The sequence below is a fragment of the Novacetimonas hansenii JCM 7643 genome, assembly GCF_000964405.1.
GTDB lineage: Bacteria > Pseudomonadota > Alphaproteobacteria > Acetobacterales > Acetobacteraceae > Novacetimonas > Novacetimonas hansenii.
The window spans coordinates 1-12,736 of sequence record NZ_BANE01000013.1; the positions used below are offsets into that span (position 1 = coordinate 1).

The following is a 12,736-nucleotide window of genomic DNA, read 5'->3' on the forward strand; positions in this document are numbered from 1 at the left end:
GCCCCATGGAGAGACGATGCCGGCATGACCGGTCCGACAGGTGGGGAACGTGCGACACAGAAGAATATCGCGCTCGCCCGGTGCGAGCGTCTACCCTGCGGGTGGCACAGATCACGGCCAGACACCCGCCCCCGACTGCCGCGTCCCTGCTGCGAACGGTTCGGGCCGCATCCTATGGACCCGTCGTTCCAACGAAGGCTGGCCAGCCGGTTGCCCGCTGGACGTTCCCTGCTTCGCCACGGCTGTTTCGACCTGTTCACCGACGAGGAAGAGGGCCATCGCCTCCCTCATCCATCGTCCCCGCAGCCGGAACGGGGAAAGAGGTCACAACCCGCCCCCGATCTCTCCGGGTGGGGCCTTCCGGCGTGCGGTCAGCCTCGTTGGCCCCAACCGGCAGCGCGGACAACGGGGAGCCCGACGTTACGCCGTTATCTTTCCGTCTACATGAGGCTGCAGCGCCTCGATGATCCGGCATTCGGCGACTCTGCCATGCTGACATTGCGCAAGAAGCTGTGTCAGTTCCTGTCGGAGTGTCTGCAGATCGTGAATCCTGCGCTCGATATCCGTGACATGAGCCTGGACAAGTTCGTCCACCTGTTCACAGGACCGGGCCTCCTGCCCGGCCAGTTCCAGTAACTCCCGCACCTGATCCAGCGGAAAGCCAAGTTCACGCGCCCGGCGGATAAAGCCCAGACGCCCCAGATGCGCGCCATCATAAACGCGATAATTGCCACTGCTTCGGGGTGGATGCGGCAGCAATCCGATGCGTTCATAATACCGGACGGTCTCGACCTTCGTATCCGTCAGGCGTCCAAGTTCCCCGATCGTATATGTCTGCGTCATGAAGTTCTTGACCCTGTAGTGACTACAGGGTGGATATGGGGTGCTCGTCGTTTTTTTACGAGAGTGCCGCCATGCCCTGCTGTCATGACTCCTGCTGCCCGAGTTCCATCTCTCCCTCGACCGGTCAAGATGACCCTCGCTGGCACCGAGCACTCTGGATCGCCCTGATCGTCAACGGCGGTTTTTTCCTGACCGAAATTATCGCCGGCGTCATGGCCGACTCCGCCTCCCTGCAAGCGGATGCGCTCGACTTCTTAGGAGACACCGCCAATTACGCCATCAGCCTCACCGTCACGGGCATGGCGCTGGCGTGGCGTAGCCGGGCGGCCCTACTCAAGGGGGGCACCATGCTGGTCTTCGCCCTCTGGGTGCTAGGCAACACACTGTGGCATGCTTGGTCAGGTACGTTGCCGCATGCCGAAACCATGGGTCTGATCGGCGCTCTGGCGCTGCTGGCCAATGGTGGTGTCGCCCTGATGCTGTATCGCTTCCGCAGTGGGGACGCGAACATGCGCTCGGTCTGGATCTGCTCGCGCAATGACGCCATCGGCAATCTGGCAGTTCTGCTGGCCGCACTGGGCGTTTTCGGTACCGGCACGGGATGGCCCGATATCATCGTGGCCTTCATCATGGGAGGGCTAGGTCTGCATGGTGGGACACAGATTGTGCTTCATGCTATTGCGGAAACCGCCAGCACCAAAATGGAACTGGCGGGCTGACAACATTACCGTCAAGGCCACAAGCTGCCACGCAGCGTTCGCGTGCCAGCTAAGCGCCGTATGTCGCGTCAGATCAGCAGCGTAGTAATCATCTTGTAACTTCACCTCTTTGTTATCAGGCAGCCCCTCCCCTCCATTAAGAGAATCAGAACCGATGCTATTCGCCAATTCACATACGAATCAGTGGATACGTCTTTGTATTATTCATTCACGAAAATATTCACTGAGGCATCAAGCTGGCTGTGCTGCCCAAACTTCTTCTGCAAAAGCACGATAAGTTCTAAGGGGACGCCCCAGAACTCCCTCAAGTATAGCAATGCTCTCAACACTGGGAATTACACCGAAATGTTGAACTCCACGCAGCATCACGCGCAAATCATGTGCCAGCCATCCAGGCAGCCTCGTTGCTAGTTGCTGCTCGAACGTCTCAAGATCCACTGCATTATAATGAACAGGCTTGCGCGATACCTCTGACCAAATCGCCGCGACATCATCTCCACCGAGAGCTGCGGGGCCGACAAGATCAATCTGTGTCGCAGGGAGTGCGTGAGCGGTTCTATCTCTACGAAGCAACTCAATCGTGATCGCATCGGCAATATCACGTGCATCGATCATTGTGACGCCACGCTGCCCGATTGGTGTTGGATATATCCCACTTTTTACAGCTTCTATAACGGCCAGATCATTCTGCATAAAGTAGCCACTTCGCATCATACTTGCTGGAATGGCCTGTGATGTAATGAGCCGTTCAATCGCGTATTTGGAGGCGAAGTGAGGGACGTCTACGAAAAGCTCGCATTGGCTCACTGAAAAATAAACTATGCGTTGAATACCTGCTTCACGTGCCAGATCTAGAGTCATCATGGCCTGAGTTAATTCATCCGCAGCCGCTGCATTAAGCAGAAATAGCGTTCTCGTCTCTTTTAGAATTTCACGCATGCGTGCGGGGTCAGTCATGTCCCCTTTTACAGCCCTAACCTTGTCGTTAGGCTTGATCTTTGAGGGATCGCGTGTAAGCGCCATAACGTCCGCACCCTCTTTGGCAAGACGTTCGACAACCAAAGACCCTATCTGGCCGGTAGCACCGGTTACAAGAATAGACATAAGAATACTCCTTTAAAAACTGACAGTATTTTTTAGGGTTGCTAGAAGGCAGAATTATAGATTTCAGTGCTGACTCAACTTTGCGATGTCTTCGTCAGTTCTATTGCCATGAAGAGGAATCTTACTCAGTTCTCTCTCCAGCGCCGCAAACTCGCCTGCCGTCAATTCAACATCCGCAGTTCCAAGATTCTCCTCAATACGCTCCCTCTTGCGCGAACCAGGAATAGGAGAAATGAACTTTCCCTTTGCCAGCATCCACGCCAGAGATATCTGAGCAGGCGTCACTTTCTTTTCGGAAGCGAAACTCATTATCAAATCAATAACGGGCTGATTAGCTTTGACGTTTTCAGGAGAAAAGCGAGTGATCACACGGCGAACATCATCCCCCTCGTATTTGTCACCAGCATGGACCTTTCCCGACAAGAAGCCACTCGCCAATGGAGAAAAAGGCACAAAGCCGATGCCAAGCTCCCGACAAAGCGGAATGACATCACGCTCAAACATACGCTCCATCATCGAATATTCATTCTGAACAGCAGAAAGAGGTGTGACTGAATGTGCGCTGCGTATCTGCTCTACAGTGGCCTGCGACTGCCCCCAGCCCAGGATTTTCCCTTCGTCTATAAGCTTTCCCATGACCCCGGCGATCTCTTCGACCGGGATATTCGGACTGATCCGGTGTTGATAGTAGAGCTCAACATGATCTGTCCCAAGACGCTTGAGAGAGGCTTCAAGTTTGGTTCGAATCTGCCTCTCCGCTGGGTTATCAGAGGTGCTTTCAGCAATGAAGAACTTCGTGGCAATCACCACTTTGTCACGAAACGGCCGAAGTGCTTCACCGACCAAAATTTCGTTGTCGCCATTCCCGTACCCTTCCGCCGTATCGAAATGGGTGCACCCCTTAGCGAAGGCAAAACGTATCAAGTCAATCGCCTCGGCTCGATCAGGAGCTGCACCATAGCCGTGGCTGAATCCCATACAGCCAAGACCGATGGCCGAAACGTTGATATTCCCAAGTTTATGCATTTTCATTTATTTATTCCTCAAACTTCTCGTTTCGGCCATGACCTTTTGCTGACAGAACCTAATCTACAAGTCAGCACTTCATCCGCTGCATCTGGTACTACCGCTGTCTGCTCTTATAGATTTCCCCAACCAAGGCGACATGGATTGCAGGCAGATCTTCCGGTGCGCCACCGACCGGGAAGTGACGTTCCGTTTTTTCTACAATTTCCTTAACCTGTGCAGGCGAAAGGGGATCGCCGGACTTTTCAAGATACCATTTACGTGCATCAGCTTCGTTCAGCCCTTCGGGAACATGCGGCACATAAGGCCATACATAAATGGGCGTGCCGGGCTCAATGCGCCAACTATCTGCCAATGTTCCAATATCAACAGCGTTGTAGCCAATGGCATTCATGAACTCTGCCACCTTCTTCTTTGCGTCAACATCGTTACCGGCGATGGGAAGCGAGGTGCGCTCCGGGTCTCCTGCCGGTCTGGCGTTCGTGAACAGATGGTGGAAATCGAGGTTGTGGAGAGCCTTTACAACTTTCGAATTCTTCAGATATGCCTGAATCATCTCGCTCGTCGTCAGCTTCGCCGCATCGATATCGGGAAAATGTCCATCTCGGGCAGATGGATAATAATTCGTCGTATCAATCACGATCTTACCGGCAAGATGATCAGCAGGCAGAGACTTGTAAGCACCAAGCGGTACAGCAGCGATTACCAAATCGCCCGCATCGGCTGCTTCTTCGGCCGTGGCTGCACGTGCTTTGGGGCCGAGTTCCGCGACAAAACTAGCTAGCGATTCAGGGCCGCGCGCATTACTCAGAACAACGTTGTACCCTGCGGCGGCAGTTAACCGTGCGAGAGCACTGCCGATCATTCCGGTCCCAATAAAACTGATTGTTTGTGTCATTAAAATCTATTCCTAACTCAGTTGTGTAGCCATTACGTCTTGCCGAAATTCACTTCGGCAAGCTCATCGGACTGCCAATGGAAAAGTCGAGAAAATTGAGGCATCGATGCAAAAACCGACTACCTCGTTTTGACAGACTGACTTACAGCGAGAACTTTGCGTCTTTGGGGACTAAATCGCTCCGACTCTGGATCAATAATGGTCGCCAGGGTATTGAGCCGCGAACGGATGCAGTTTGGACGGCTGGCCGTTCACCATTGTCCCGCCCTGATGGAGATCTGCCGCTGCCGCAGCAAGAAATGGTATCGGAAACGGCAACTGTGGCGTCGTAAGATCGTCTAGTCTGGCAGATTGCTCCGGAGTTAGATAAACATCGAGAGCTTGTACGTTATCTTCAAGATGAGCGAGCGTACGTGCGCCCATGATGGAGGACGACACACCAGGACGCGCGATGACCCATGCAAGCGCAACGCGCGGAATTGTCGTACCCAGCTCTCCAGCAATCCTACCAAGTTCGTCTACAAGATCATATAATTGGTCGGTCATCCGCGGTCTCATGAGAGCAGCACGGCCTGTTTTGTCCTGACCAACATTCGAGCGCGTATATTTCCCGGTCAGCTTTCCGCCGCTCAAAGGGGACCAAGGGACGACACCCATACCGAGTTCTTGGGCCATAGGCACAAGCTCGCCTTCTACGGTTCGCTCCGTCAAAGAATATTCGATCTGTGTCGCGATAAAAGCAGTCCACCCACGGAATTGAGCGATCAACTGGCCTTGGGCAGCTTTCCAAGCGGGAGTGTCGGAAACGCCGATATAGCGAACCTTCCCGGACTCAACGAGAGTGTGAAGCGCCGCGAGCGTTTCCTCAATCGGAGTATTTTTATCCCAATTGTGCAGCCAGTAGAGGTCTATATAATCAGTCTGCAAGCGCCGGAGCGACTGCTCACATGCCGCGATGATCGACTTTCGGTTGGAGCCGCCCCCGTTCGGATCGCCCGGATAGAGATTGGTGCTAAATTTGGTGGCGATGACGAGCCGGTCACGCTTGGCACGATCATGCGTGATATGATCGCCGATGATCTTTTCCGAATGCCCTTTGGTGTAGCCATTGGCTGTATCAATGAAGTTCCCGCCCAACTCAATATAACGATCCAAAATAGCGTTGGACTCTTCCACGCTGGAACCCCAACCTAGGTCTTCGCCGAACGTCATGGCGCCAAGCGCCAACGGACTCACGCGCAGACCTGAGCGTCCAAGAGTTACATAATGGTCTAGAGGCATTTGCGGTCTCCGAATTGATATCTATGAGCATATCAGGAGAGTCTGGCCCTGAATTGATCTCGTCCACCAGCACCAGACCTGTCGCAACCACGCAGGCTAATGTCATCATCAGAGGCATATATGCGAGGATAATAATCACCCTGACATGGCGTCGGTCGTCGAAACCAATATTGCTTTGAGCGTCCATACTAGCTAAATGACGACGCATTCTAAACGACATCAGCAAGCGAAACGCCCCCCTTTAAAGGGAAAATGCTGTCTCTCCAGATAGCAGCGCAGCCAGATCGCTGCCCACTCCACTAATATAGGCACCCCACCACACATCTATTAGTGGATATAAAGCGAATGCAGTTATACTAGAAAAATATCAATGACTCACGAGTATCTCGTCGATCTCAATGCCTTAGAATGCAGTTTCACGCGAGCCGCAAAAAACTCGAGACGTCTCAATCAGCAGTCCATAATACCATCCGGCGTATGGAAGAGCGTCTGGATGTCCGTCTACTGATAAGAACAACGCGTGAAGCCATCCTGAGTGAAGCTGCGTGAACGCCTTCTTGCAAGGGCCGGCTTCGCCTTTGGTTTTATGAATCGCGAACTCAACGTTCTTTTGGAATTGCGCGACAAGCCATCCGGCACAATCCACATCAGTAAGTCTGATGATGCTGTTCAAACATTCATATGGCCATAGCGAACAAACTGATGTTCAACTACACTGAAGTTTAAATACAGATAAGTATTCAATATTTTACTGATGTTCGATTAATAAATTTTATGCCTGCAATCATCTAGGAGAAAATGTGCTCAGTAAAAATAAGTGCTGATTTCAGATTGGTATTGAAATAAAATTACGTATCGAAGGTCTGGCATATGCAACAATGCGCCCTTAATTATCGAAGCGCGAAGAACTGGCTTGGCATTGCATGTGTTCCTGTTTTTTACGCCCAGCCTACTCTTGAGGAACATTCCGTGCAAAGGATTGTGGAGAGTTGATGCTCACCCTCTCCAGAAGCCTTTAACTTATTAATTGAAGGAATGCGCTTTCGCCAATAACCAACAAACAGTCCCTAATTACTCAATCTGCAGCAGGAGGGACGTCAGTTCGTCTGGCCGGTCGAGCATGAGGTCGTGTCCCCCGGCAATCTCGTGCGTGGCCCAGCCTAGGACCTTTGCTTTCTCGTAGAAACTGGTCATCGGCAAACCCCAGCCGGTTGCGAGAATATAATGAACGGAGCCCACGTCTAAGGCTTCGCGTGTCAATCGTAGTTTTTGCCTGAAGCTCGCCAGTGGCTGAGCAGTACACTTGGCATCCACCCATTCCCGATCGGCAGCATTGACGTTGAAGACAGCAGCCGGGATCGGCGGTAAGCGCCATCCATCGCCCACTGCTACTGCTACGTCCAATTGGCCCTGGCGTGCCTCCTCCGGCAAAGTGTCATGTAGGCTTTGACCATCTTCCAGTATGAAGGCGTCCAGGTAGACTAAGGCGGAAATCCTGTCAGCCATCAGATCCGCGACCCCGCTGATAATGCAGCCCCCATAAGAGTGGCCCACCAGCACGACGTCTGACAGATCCTCCCAGCGGATCAGGTTTGCGACATCATCGATATGGGTTTCCAAGTCGACCTCAGGTGAGAGCTGATGGCTCCGCTCCCCCAAACCTGTCAGGGAAGGCGTGAAGACAGCATGCCCCAGCCTTGTCAGCGCTGCGCGAACTCGCTTCCAACACCAACTACCGTGCCATGCACCCGGGACCAGGACGAATGTCTTCATTGTGTAATCTCCTTCACTCTGATTGCTAGATCGTTCCAGCTTAGAGCGCTTATTCAGGACCTTGATCACGATGTCGGGTAAGTTCTTCGCAACGGACGATTAAGCCGTTCCTGATGATCCATTTCGCAAAAACATCAACCTGAATCTTCTTCGTTTCAGATAGCGTCGCTGTGACGACATGCTGATCGAAAACGATATCGCCATCGGATACAATATCAATGAATTCAATCTTCCGATCGGGACGTATCTCCTGCAACTTATCGAAATGCTCGATCAGCCCACCGAGGTCTGTATCTTGTCCGTTTGCCCATTGGTGGTAATCGGGAGAAAAGTAATTCATGAATTCAGAGTCTCGGCCGCGATAATCCTCGAATAGAGAGGTTAGCGCCCGGCGAAGTATTTCCTTATTTTCCATGGTTGCATCCTCCTTGGGGTCTGCTGTGATTAAGATAGAAATTTTGATATCGTTGCGGCGATCGGTGTCGTGGCGCGACCGATCAAGCGGCTGAGTGTGTGACTGTTGTCATACAGCGCCCCCTTTGCAGAGCCTGCGCTATTGTCGGCTATGATCTCTGCAAACGCGGCCGGAATGCCTTCTCTCTCCAACTCGGCACGGTAATCAGCCTTGGGCAAATCCTTATAAACAATAGGTTTGCCGGTACTTCTGGCAAGTTCGGCTGTGAACTCCGCCATTGTGAATGCCGTATCACCTGCAAGTTCGTAGGTGCGCGTCGATCTATCTTGATCTGTGAGAACGACGGCAGCGGCGTCTGCATAATCAGCGCAGGATGCGCTGGCGATACGCCCTTGCCCCCAACTGCCGAAGATCACGCCTTGCTGGATTGCCGGAGCGGCGATGCTCAGGAAAACTTCGTTGTAGAAGCTGTTGCGCAACAGAGCGTGGGGAATGCCGCTGTCGCGCAGCATTCCCTCGGTGACGACGTGTTCATAAGCCATGTTGAGCGAACTAGAGGTGGCGAACAGAAGACTTGTATAGGCGACGAATTCGACGTTGGCGGCTTCCGCCGCCTTGATGACCGCACGGTGCTGAGCCAGACGAGCGCCTAGGGCGCTTGAAGAAATGAACAACAGGCTCCGTATATTCTCAAGTGCCGGTGCGAGAGCGTCGGGTTGGTCATAGTCGAAGTGACGAACAATGACGCCTCTTTCTGAGAGGTCAGTGGCCTTGGATGGGTCGCGGGCTAGGGCGACAATCTGCTCAGGTGGAACTGTTTTAAGCAGGGCCTGGATGACAAGTCGGCCTAATTGGCCAGTTGCGCCGGTGATCGCGTACATGATGGTCCTTTTCTGACTTCTGGTAAAATTTGGTCAAAACGAAGATGAAGTCAGGCTTGGCTCGCGATATGGGATGCGAGTAGATCGCGGATGGAGACGGGAGACCGGCCGAGGATGTGTTCCAGCACGCCCGCTGACGGCGACAGGAAGCCTGCACGGGCGGCCTTGAACGTCGATAGCACCATGGCCGCCATCGGCTCGGGCGCGCCGTTGGAAACCAGGCTGCGATGATATGTCTCGTCGGACACCACCACCTGCTCTATCTGGCGACCCGCCAGCTCGGAAGCCATTTCAATGATCGTGGTAAAATCGAGCGGCGGTTCAGCTGTTAGCGGCCGGGTCGCCCCTTCGAATTCTCCCTCGTGGGTCAGCACGTAAGCGGCGGCCTGGGCCAGATCGGGGACATGCGCCCAGGCGATAGGTCCGCTTTCTGGGACGATGACCTGTCCGGTCTGAAGGAACGGACCGAGCAGTTGGATAGCAGCGCTGGCGTAAAAGCCATTGCGTAGAGAGGTGTAGGGGATACCCGTTTCGGCCAGCAGATGTTCGGTGGTTGCGTGCATCTGCGCTGGCAGAAAAGGCGACACCGGATTGCAGTCGACATGGCTGGTATAAAGGATGCGACCAACTCCTACTGTCTTCGCGGCTGCAATGGCATTGGCGTGAGCGTTTGCTCCACCCTCGAGAGCGTTCACCGAAACAATGAGAACCTGCGAAGCGCCCTCAAAGCTATGATACAGGCTCTTAGGAGCGGTGAAGTCACCTTGGCGGACGCGGACACCGCGCGCGACCAGATCCGCCGCCTTCGCTGGGTCGCGGACACTAACGCCGATCTGAGCAGCAGGGAGACATGTGAGGAGATGGTCAACGATCTGTCGCCCAAGCTGTCCGCTGGCTCCAGTGATGATAATCATAGGCATGGTTCCCGAGATTGGAGTCGCCCCATTGCCGAAGAGGTGGAGCGCCGGATAAGGCGGACGAGACGGCGATGCACGCCGCCTCCCGCCTGTTCTATTGAGCGGTAACGTCGACCTGGTAGCTGTCGCGCGAGAAGGTTTCTGGATCTGGACCTGCTCGCATGCCCTTGTCGAGTTCATCGATTCTGGCCACGTCTTCGTTGGTAAGCTGAAAATCGAAGACACCGATATTTTCGGCAATACGGCTCGGCTTGACCGATTTTGGGATAACAGAGAGGCCGTGATCGAGGTGCCAACGAATGATGATCTGGGCAGCGGTTTTACCGTATTTTCTTGCCAGTTCGAGGACCACCGGATGCTCAAGCGGGTGGCCGGAAACCTCGCGTCCCAACGACTGGAGGCGTGTAAAGATTCCGCCAATGGGTGCCCAGGACTGGGTGATAATACCGTCGCGTGCATCGGCCTCCCGCGTTTCCCTCTGGTTATAGAAAGGATGCAGTTCAACCTGATTGATGGCCGGAACGACGTCGGTCTGACTGATTAGCGTTTCCAGCCGGCTTGGAACGAAATTGCATACGCCGATAGCCCGGACACGGCCTTCGGTCAGCAGCTTCTCAGCTGCGTGATAGGCTGCCAGTGTCTTGTCGAACTGCTCCGGCGTCGGCCAGTGAAGAAGATACAGGTCCAGATAATCGAGACCAAGCCGATCCAAGCTTAGATCGAAGGCGCGGAGCGCTTCGTCGTAACCATAGTCCGTGACCCAGAGTTTCGTCGTGACGAACATCTCGGAGCGATTGATCCCGCTTCTGCGAATGCCCTCACCGACGGCACGTTCGTTCAGATATCCGGCAGCAGTATCTATGAGTCGATAACCGTCGTTAATGGCAGTAACAACCGCGCCGGTGGTCTCATCCGCTGGTGCCAGGAAGAGGCCGAGACCAAGCGCAGGCATTTCGACGCCGTTATTGAGCCGCAAACGTGGTCCTGTATCCATAATCATGTCCTTGCTGGGAATGGCTTTGATGGAAGCGGTGATATCTTGCTGAACTCTTCACCGTGGTGATTCGGAGACCGTCCGCTGGCCGCAGGAAAGCGGCTATTAGCCGCTATGCCAGACCGATCGACTTCGATTGCCACATCCCACTGCACCTTGTGGTCGCGCCGCCGACGATACGAGGGATGTCCCAGCGGTATACTCAAATTCATAATATGGAATAAGTGAGGAAAATCCGGTAACACTTTTCAGAAATCTGAAAAGTAGCATTAACCTAAGGATGGCAATGGACCAGCTTACAGCTATGCGAGCCTTCGTCCGAGTGGTCGAAAGCGGTAACTTCACACGGGCAGCCAAAGCGTTGGGGATGCCTAATGCAACAATGACCACCCACATCCAGGCACTGGAAGCGCATCTCAAGACGAAATTGCTCAACCGTTCCACGCGGCGTGTCGTCGTCACCAACGATGGGGCAATTTATTACGAACGTGCCAAGCTGATTATTGCAGATATTGATGAGATTGATGCGAGCCTGAAAAACTCGCATGTGCTTCCGAATGGGCGGGTTAGGGTCGAGATGTCGGGGGGGATCGCAGATCTGGTCGTCCTGCCCGCGCTCCACGACTTCTACAACAAGTATCCCGACATCCATATCGATCTTGGTGTCAGCGATCGTCCGATCGACTATATTGCGGAAAACGTGGATTGCGCCTTACGATCCGGCGCACCAACGGACTCTTCCCTGATTGCCCGCCGGGTTGCCGAATTCGAGTTCGTCACATGTGCGTCGCCTTTTTATCTGGAGCGGCATGGCATCCCAAAGCACCCGAAAGATCTGGAGACGGGGCATCAGATGATCCGATATTTCCGACCGCAGAGCGGGCGCGCGCTTGCTGTTGAATTTCATCGTGAGAACAAAAAGATTTGCGTTGATCCTCCTTCGGTCCTGTCTGTCAACGATGCCCGTACTTTTACGCAAGGCATCCGCATGGGCCTCGGTGTGGGGTGTGTTCCGCAACTCCTTGTGCAATCAGACCTTCGTCAAGGCAGATTGGTCGAATTACTACCCGAATGGGAACAGCCGCCTATAACGATCTATCTTGTATTTCCATCTAATCGGCATGTGAGCAACAGAGTACGTGTCTTTTCTGATTGGTTAATTAACCTCTTGTCTATCCAAAACTAGAAAATTACTTCTATTATAATTTTTTATTAAAATATAAAAAATAGAATATTACCTAGTATAATTACCAAAATACCTCTTGAAACGGGTTATAATATTGCACGTATGAAATAAGGGGATGGGATCGACACTGTGATGGACGGAATATGGGAATATGGGAATATGGGAATATGGGAAGCACTGATTGAAGCGCATCGTCCGCATGGCAAGACACCAATGTATGACCTGCGACATTATAGCCATTATCTTCTAGCATCGCGAAAATTACACGAAAAAGCCATAGGGACTGCTATAGTGCCTGAACGAGCTCATGAATTGCAATTGACTCCAAACATGTTTGACGACTTCCCCACCATCGTCTTGTGAGCAGTAATTGATACGTAAAGACCGCCTTGTGTCCGTTCTTCCCAATTGAGAAACACAATCGGTTTCCAACATGCGGACATATCTATTATCTCTACAGTGGAGATGGCTAACGCGAAAATCGAGATCTTTTCCTAACTTTACATTTGAAAAATATTAATAAACGATCGTAATATTAGCTGGCGCTCACGCGCCAGCCTCCCTGCGGAACCGCCAGACCGGGATGCCCATCTGTTTGGCCTTGTCGGCCAGATTGTCCTGAATACCGGAACCCGGAAACACCATAACCCCGACCGGCAGGACTTTCAGCAGGGCGTCGTTGCGCCGGAACGGGGCGGC

General features: G+C 53.1%; 14 protein-coding genes. 3 read left to right on the plus strand and 11 right to left on the minus strand.

Features of this window, described 5'->3' with window-relative positions:
* Positions 1 to 111: 111 nt before the first annotated feature.
* A complete protein-coding gene (locus tag B7G66_RS17030) occupies positions 112 to 291 on the minus strand; it encodes a hypothetical protein (protein WP_064478844.1) in 180 nt (59 codons plus the stop codon).
* A 129-nt stretch (positions 292 to 420) separates the two neighbouring features.
* Entirely contained in the window at positions 421 to 843 is a 423-nt protein-coding gene (locus B7G66_RS01105; RefSeq protein WP_003618598.1) for a MerR family transcriptional regulator, read from the minus strand.
* 107 nt (positions 844 to 950) lie between these two features.
* On the opposite strand from B7G66_RS01105, the gene B7G66_RS01110 reads away from it, so the two are divergent.
* Positions 951 to 1,562, plus strand: coding sequence for a cation transporter (locus tag B7G66_RS01110; RefSeq protein ID WP_456306316.1), 612 nt, complete (start codon positions 951 to 953; stop codon positions 1,560 to 1,562).
* 231 nt (positions 1,563 to 1,793) lie between these two features.
* Here the strand turns inward: B7G66_RS01110 and B7G66_RS01115 are convergent, their stop codons facing one another.
* The 4 genes from B7G66_RS01115 to B7G66_RS01130 form a co-directional block, all read right to left on the minus strand.
* Positions 1,794 to 2,666, minus strand: a complete 873-nt coding sequence (locus tag B7G66_RS01115) for an SDR family NAD(P)-dependent oxidoreductase (protein WP_003618596.1) — start codon at positions 2,664 to 2,666, stop codon at positions 1,794 to 1,796.
* Positions 2,667 to 2,729: 63 nt separating this feature from the next.
* On the minus strand, positions 2,730 to 3,698 hold the full coding sequence (locus B7G66_RS01120; protein WP_003618594.1) for an aldo/keto reductase: 969 nt from the start codon (positions 3,696 to 3,698) through the stop codon (positions 2,730 to 2,732).
* A 91-nt stretch (positions 3,699 to 3,789) separates the two neighbouring features.
* A complete protein-coding gene (locus tag B7G66_RS01125; RefSeq protein WP_040510543.1) occupies positions 3,790 to 4,590 on the minus strand; it encodes an NADPH-dependent F420 reductase in 801 nt (266 codons plus the stop codon).
* 192 nt (positions 4,591 to 4,782) lie between these two features.
* Positions 4,783 to 5,871, minus strand: coding sequence for an aldo/keto reductase (locus B7G66_RS01130; protein WP_040510541.1), 1,089 nt, complete (start codon positions 5,869 to 5,871; stop codon positions 4,783 to 4,785).
* A gap of 408 nt (positions 5,872 to 6,279) precedes the next feature.
* On the opposite strand from B7G66_RS01130, the gene B7G66_RS19020 reads away from it, so the two are divergent.
* Positions 6,280 to 6,420, plus strand: coding sequence for a helix-turn-helix domain-containing protein (locus B7G66_RS19020; RefSeq protein WP_080545405.1), 141 nt, complete (start codon positions 6,280 to 6,282; stop codon positions 6,418 to 6,420).
* A gap of 522 nt (positions 6,421 to 6,942) precedes the next feature.
* Here B7G66_RS19020 and B7G66_RS01140 read toward each other — a convergent pair.
* The 5 genes from B7G66_RS01140 to B7G66_RS01160 all read right to left on the minus strand — a co-directional run bounded on the left by B7G66_RS01140 (position 6,943) and on the right by B7G66_RS01160 (position 10,851).
* Positions 6,943 to 7,644, minus strand: a complete 702-nt coding sequence (locus tag B7G66_RS01140) for an alpha/beta hydrolase (protein ID WP_003618587.1) — start codon at positions 7,642 to 7,644, stop codon at positions 6,943 to 6,945.
* 49 nt (positions 7,645 to 7,693) lie between these two features.
* Positions 7,694 to 8,059, minus strand: a complete 366-nt coding sequence (locus B7G66_RS01145) for a nuclear transport factor 2 family protein (protein ID WP_003618584.1) — start codon at positions 8,057 to 8,059, stop codon at positions 7,694 to 7,696.
* A 29-nt stretch (positions 8,060 to 8,088) separates the two neighbouring features.
* On the minus strand, positions 8,089 to 8,940 hold the full coding sequence (locus B7G66_RS01150; protein WP_003618582.1) for an SDR family oxidoreductase: 852 nt from the start codon (positions 8,938 to 8,940) through the stop codon (positions 8,089 to 8,091).
* Positions 8,941 to 8,990: 50 nt separating this feature from the next.
* The gene (locus B7G66_RS01155; RefSeq protein ID WP_003618580.1) at positions 8,991 to 9,854 is read right to left on the minus strand and encodes an NmrA family NAD(P)-binding protein; all 864 of its coding nucleotides are present in this window, start codon (positions 9,852 to 9,854) and stop codon (positions 8,991 to 8,993) included.
* Positions 9,855 to 9,951: 97 nt separating this feature from the next.
* Positions 9,952 to 10,851: an aldo/keto reductase gene (locus tag B7G66_RS01160; RefSeq protein ID WP_003618578.1), complete on the minus strand. Its 900-nt coding sequence runs from the start codon at positions 10,849 to 10,851 to the stop codon at positions 9,952 to 9,954.
* A gap of 286 nt (positions 10,852 to 11,137) precedes the next feature.
* Here B7G66_RS01160 and B7G66_RS01165 point away from each other — a divergent pair, with 286 nt between their 5' ends.
* Positions 11,138 to 12,037 (plus strand): LysR family transcriptional regulator, encoded by a 900-nt coding sequence (locus B7G66_RS01165; RefSeq protein WP_003618577.1) that lies wholly within the window; start codon positions 11,138 to 11,140, stop codon positions 12,035 to 12,037.
* Positions 12,038 to 12,736 lie beyond the last annotated feature (699 nt).

Excerpts from the sequence above, each read along its gene's own strand:
- B7G66_RS01140 (WP_003618587.1), bottom strand. The coding sequence starts at position 7,644 with ATGAAGACATTCGTCCTGGTCCCGGGTGCATGGCACGGTAGTTGGTGT.
- B7G66_RS01165 (WP_003618577.1), top strand. The coding sequence starts at position 11,138 with ATGGACCAGCTTACAGCTATGCGAGCCTTCGTCCGAGTGGTCGAAAGC.
- B7G66_RS01115 (WP_003618596.1), bottom strand. The coding sequence starts at position 2,666 with ATGTCTATTCTTGTAACCGGTGCTACCGGCCAGATAGGGTCTTTGGTT.
- B7G66_RS01145 (WP_003618584.1), bottom strand. The coding sequence starts at position 8,059 with ATGGAAAATAAGGAAATACTTCGCCGGGCGCTAACCTCTCTATTCGAG.
- B7G66_RS01155 (WP_003618580.1), bottom strand. The coding sequence starts at position 9,854 with ATGATTATCATCACTGGAGCCAGCGGACAGCTTGGGCGACAGATCGTT.
- B7G66_RS01105 (WP_003618598.1), bottom strand. The coding sequence starts at position 843 with ATGACGCAGACATATACGATCGGGGAACTTGGACGCCTGACGGATACG.
- B7G66_RS01130 (WP_040510541.1), bottom strand. The coding sequence starts at position 5,871 with ATGCCTCTAGACCATTATGTAACTCTTGGACGCTCAGGTCTGCGCGTG.
- B7G66_RS19020 (WP_080545405.1), top strand. The coding sequence starts at position 6,280 with ATGCAGTTTCACGCGAGCCGCAAAAAACTCGAGACGTCTCAATCAGCA.
- B7G66_RS01125 (WP_040510543.1), bottom strand. The coding sequence starts at position 4,590 with ATGACACAAACAATCAGTTTTATTGGGACCGGAATGATCGGCAGTGCT.
- B7G66_RS01120 (WP_003618594.1), bottom strand. The coding sequence starts at position 3,698 with ATGAAAATGCATAAACTTGGGAATATCAACGTTTCGGCCATCGGTCTT.
- B7G66_RS01160 (WP_003618578.1), bottom strand. The coding sequence starts at position 10,851 with ATGGATACAGGACCACGTTTGCGGCTCAATAACGGCGTCGAAATGCCT.
- B7G66_RS17030 (WP_064478844.1), bottom strand. The coding sequence starts at position 291 with ATGAGGGAGGCGATGGCCCTCTTCCTCGTCGGTGAACAGGTCGAAACA.
- B7G66_RS01150 (WP_003618582.1), bottom strand. The coding sequence starts at position 8,940 with ATGTACGCGATCACCGGCGCAACTGGCCAATTAGGCCGACTTGTCATC.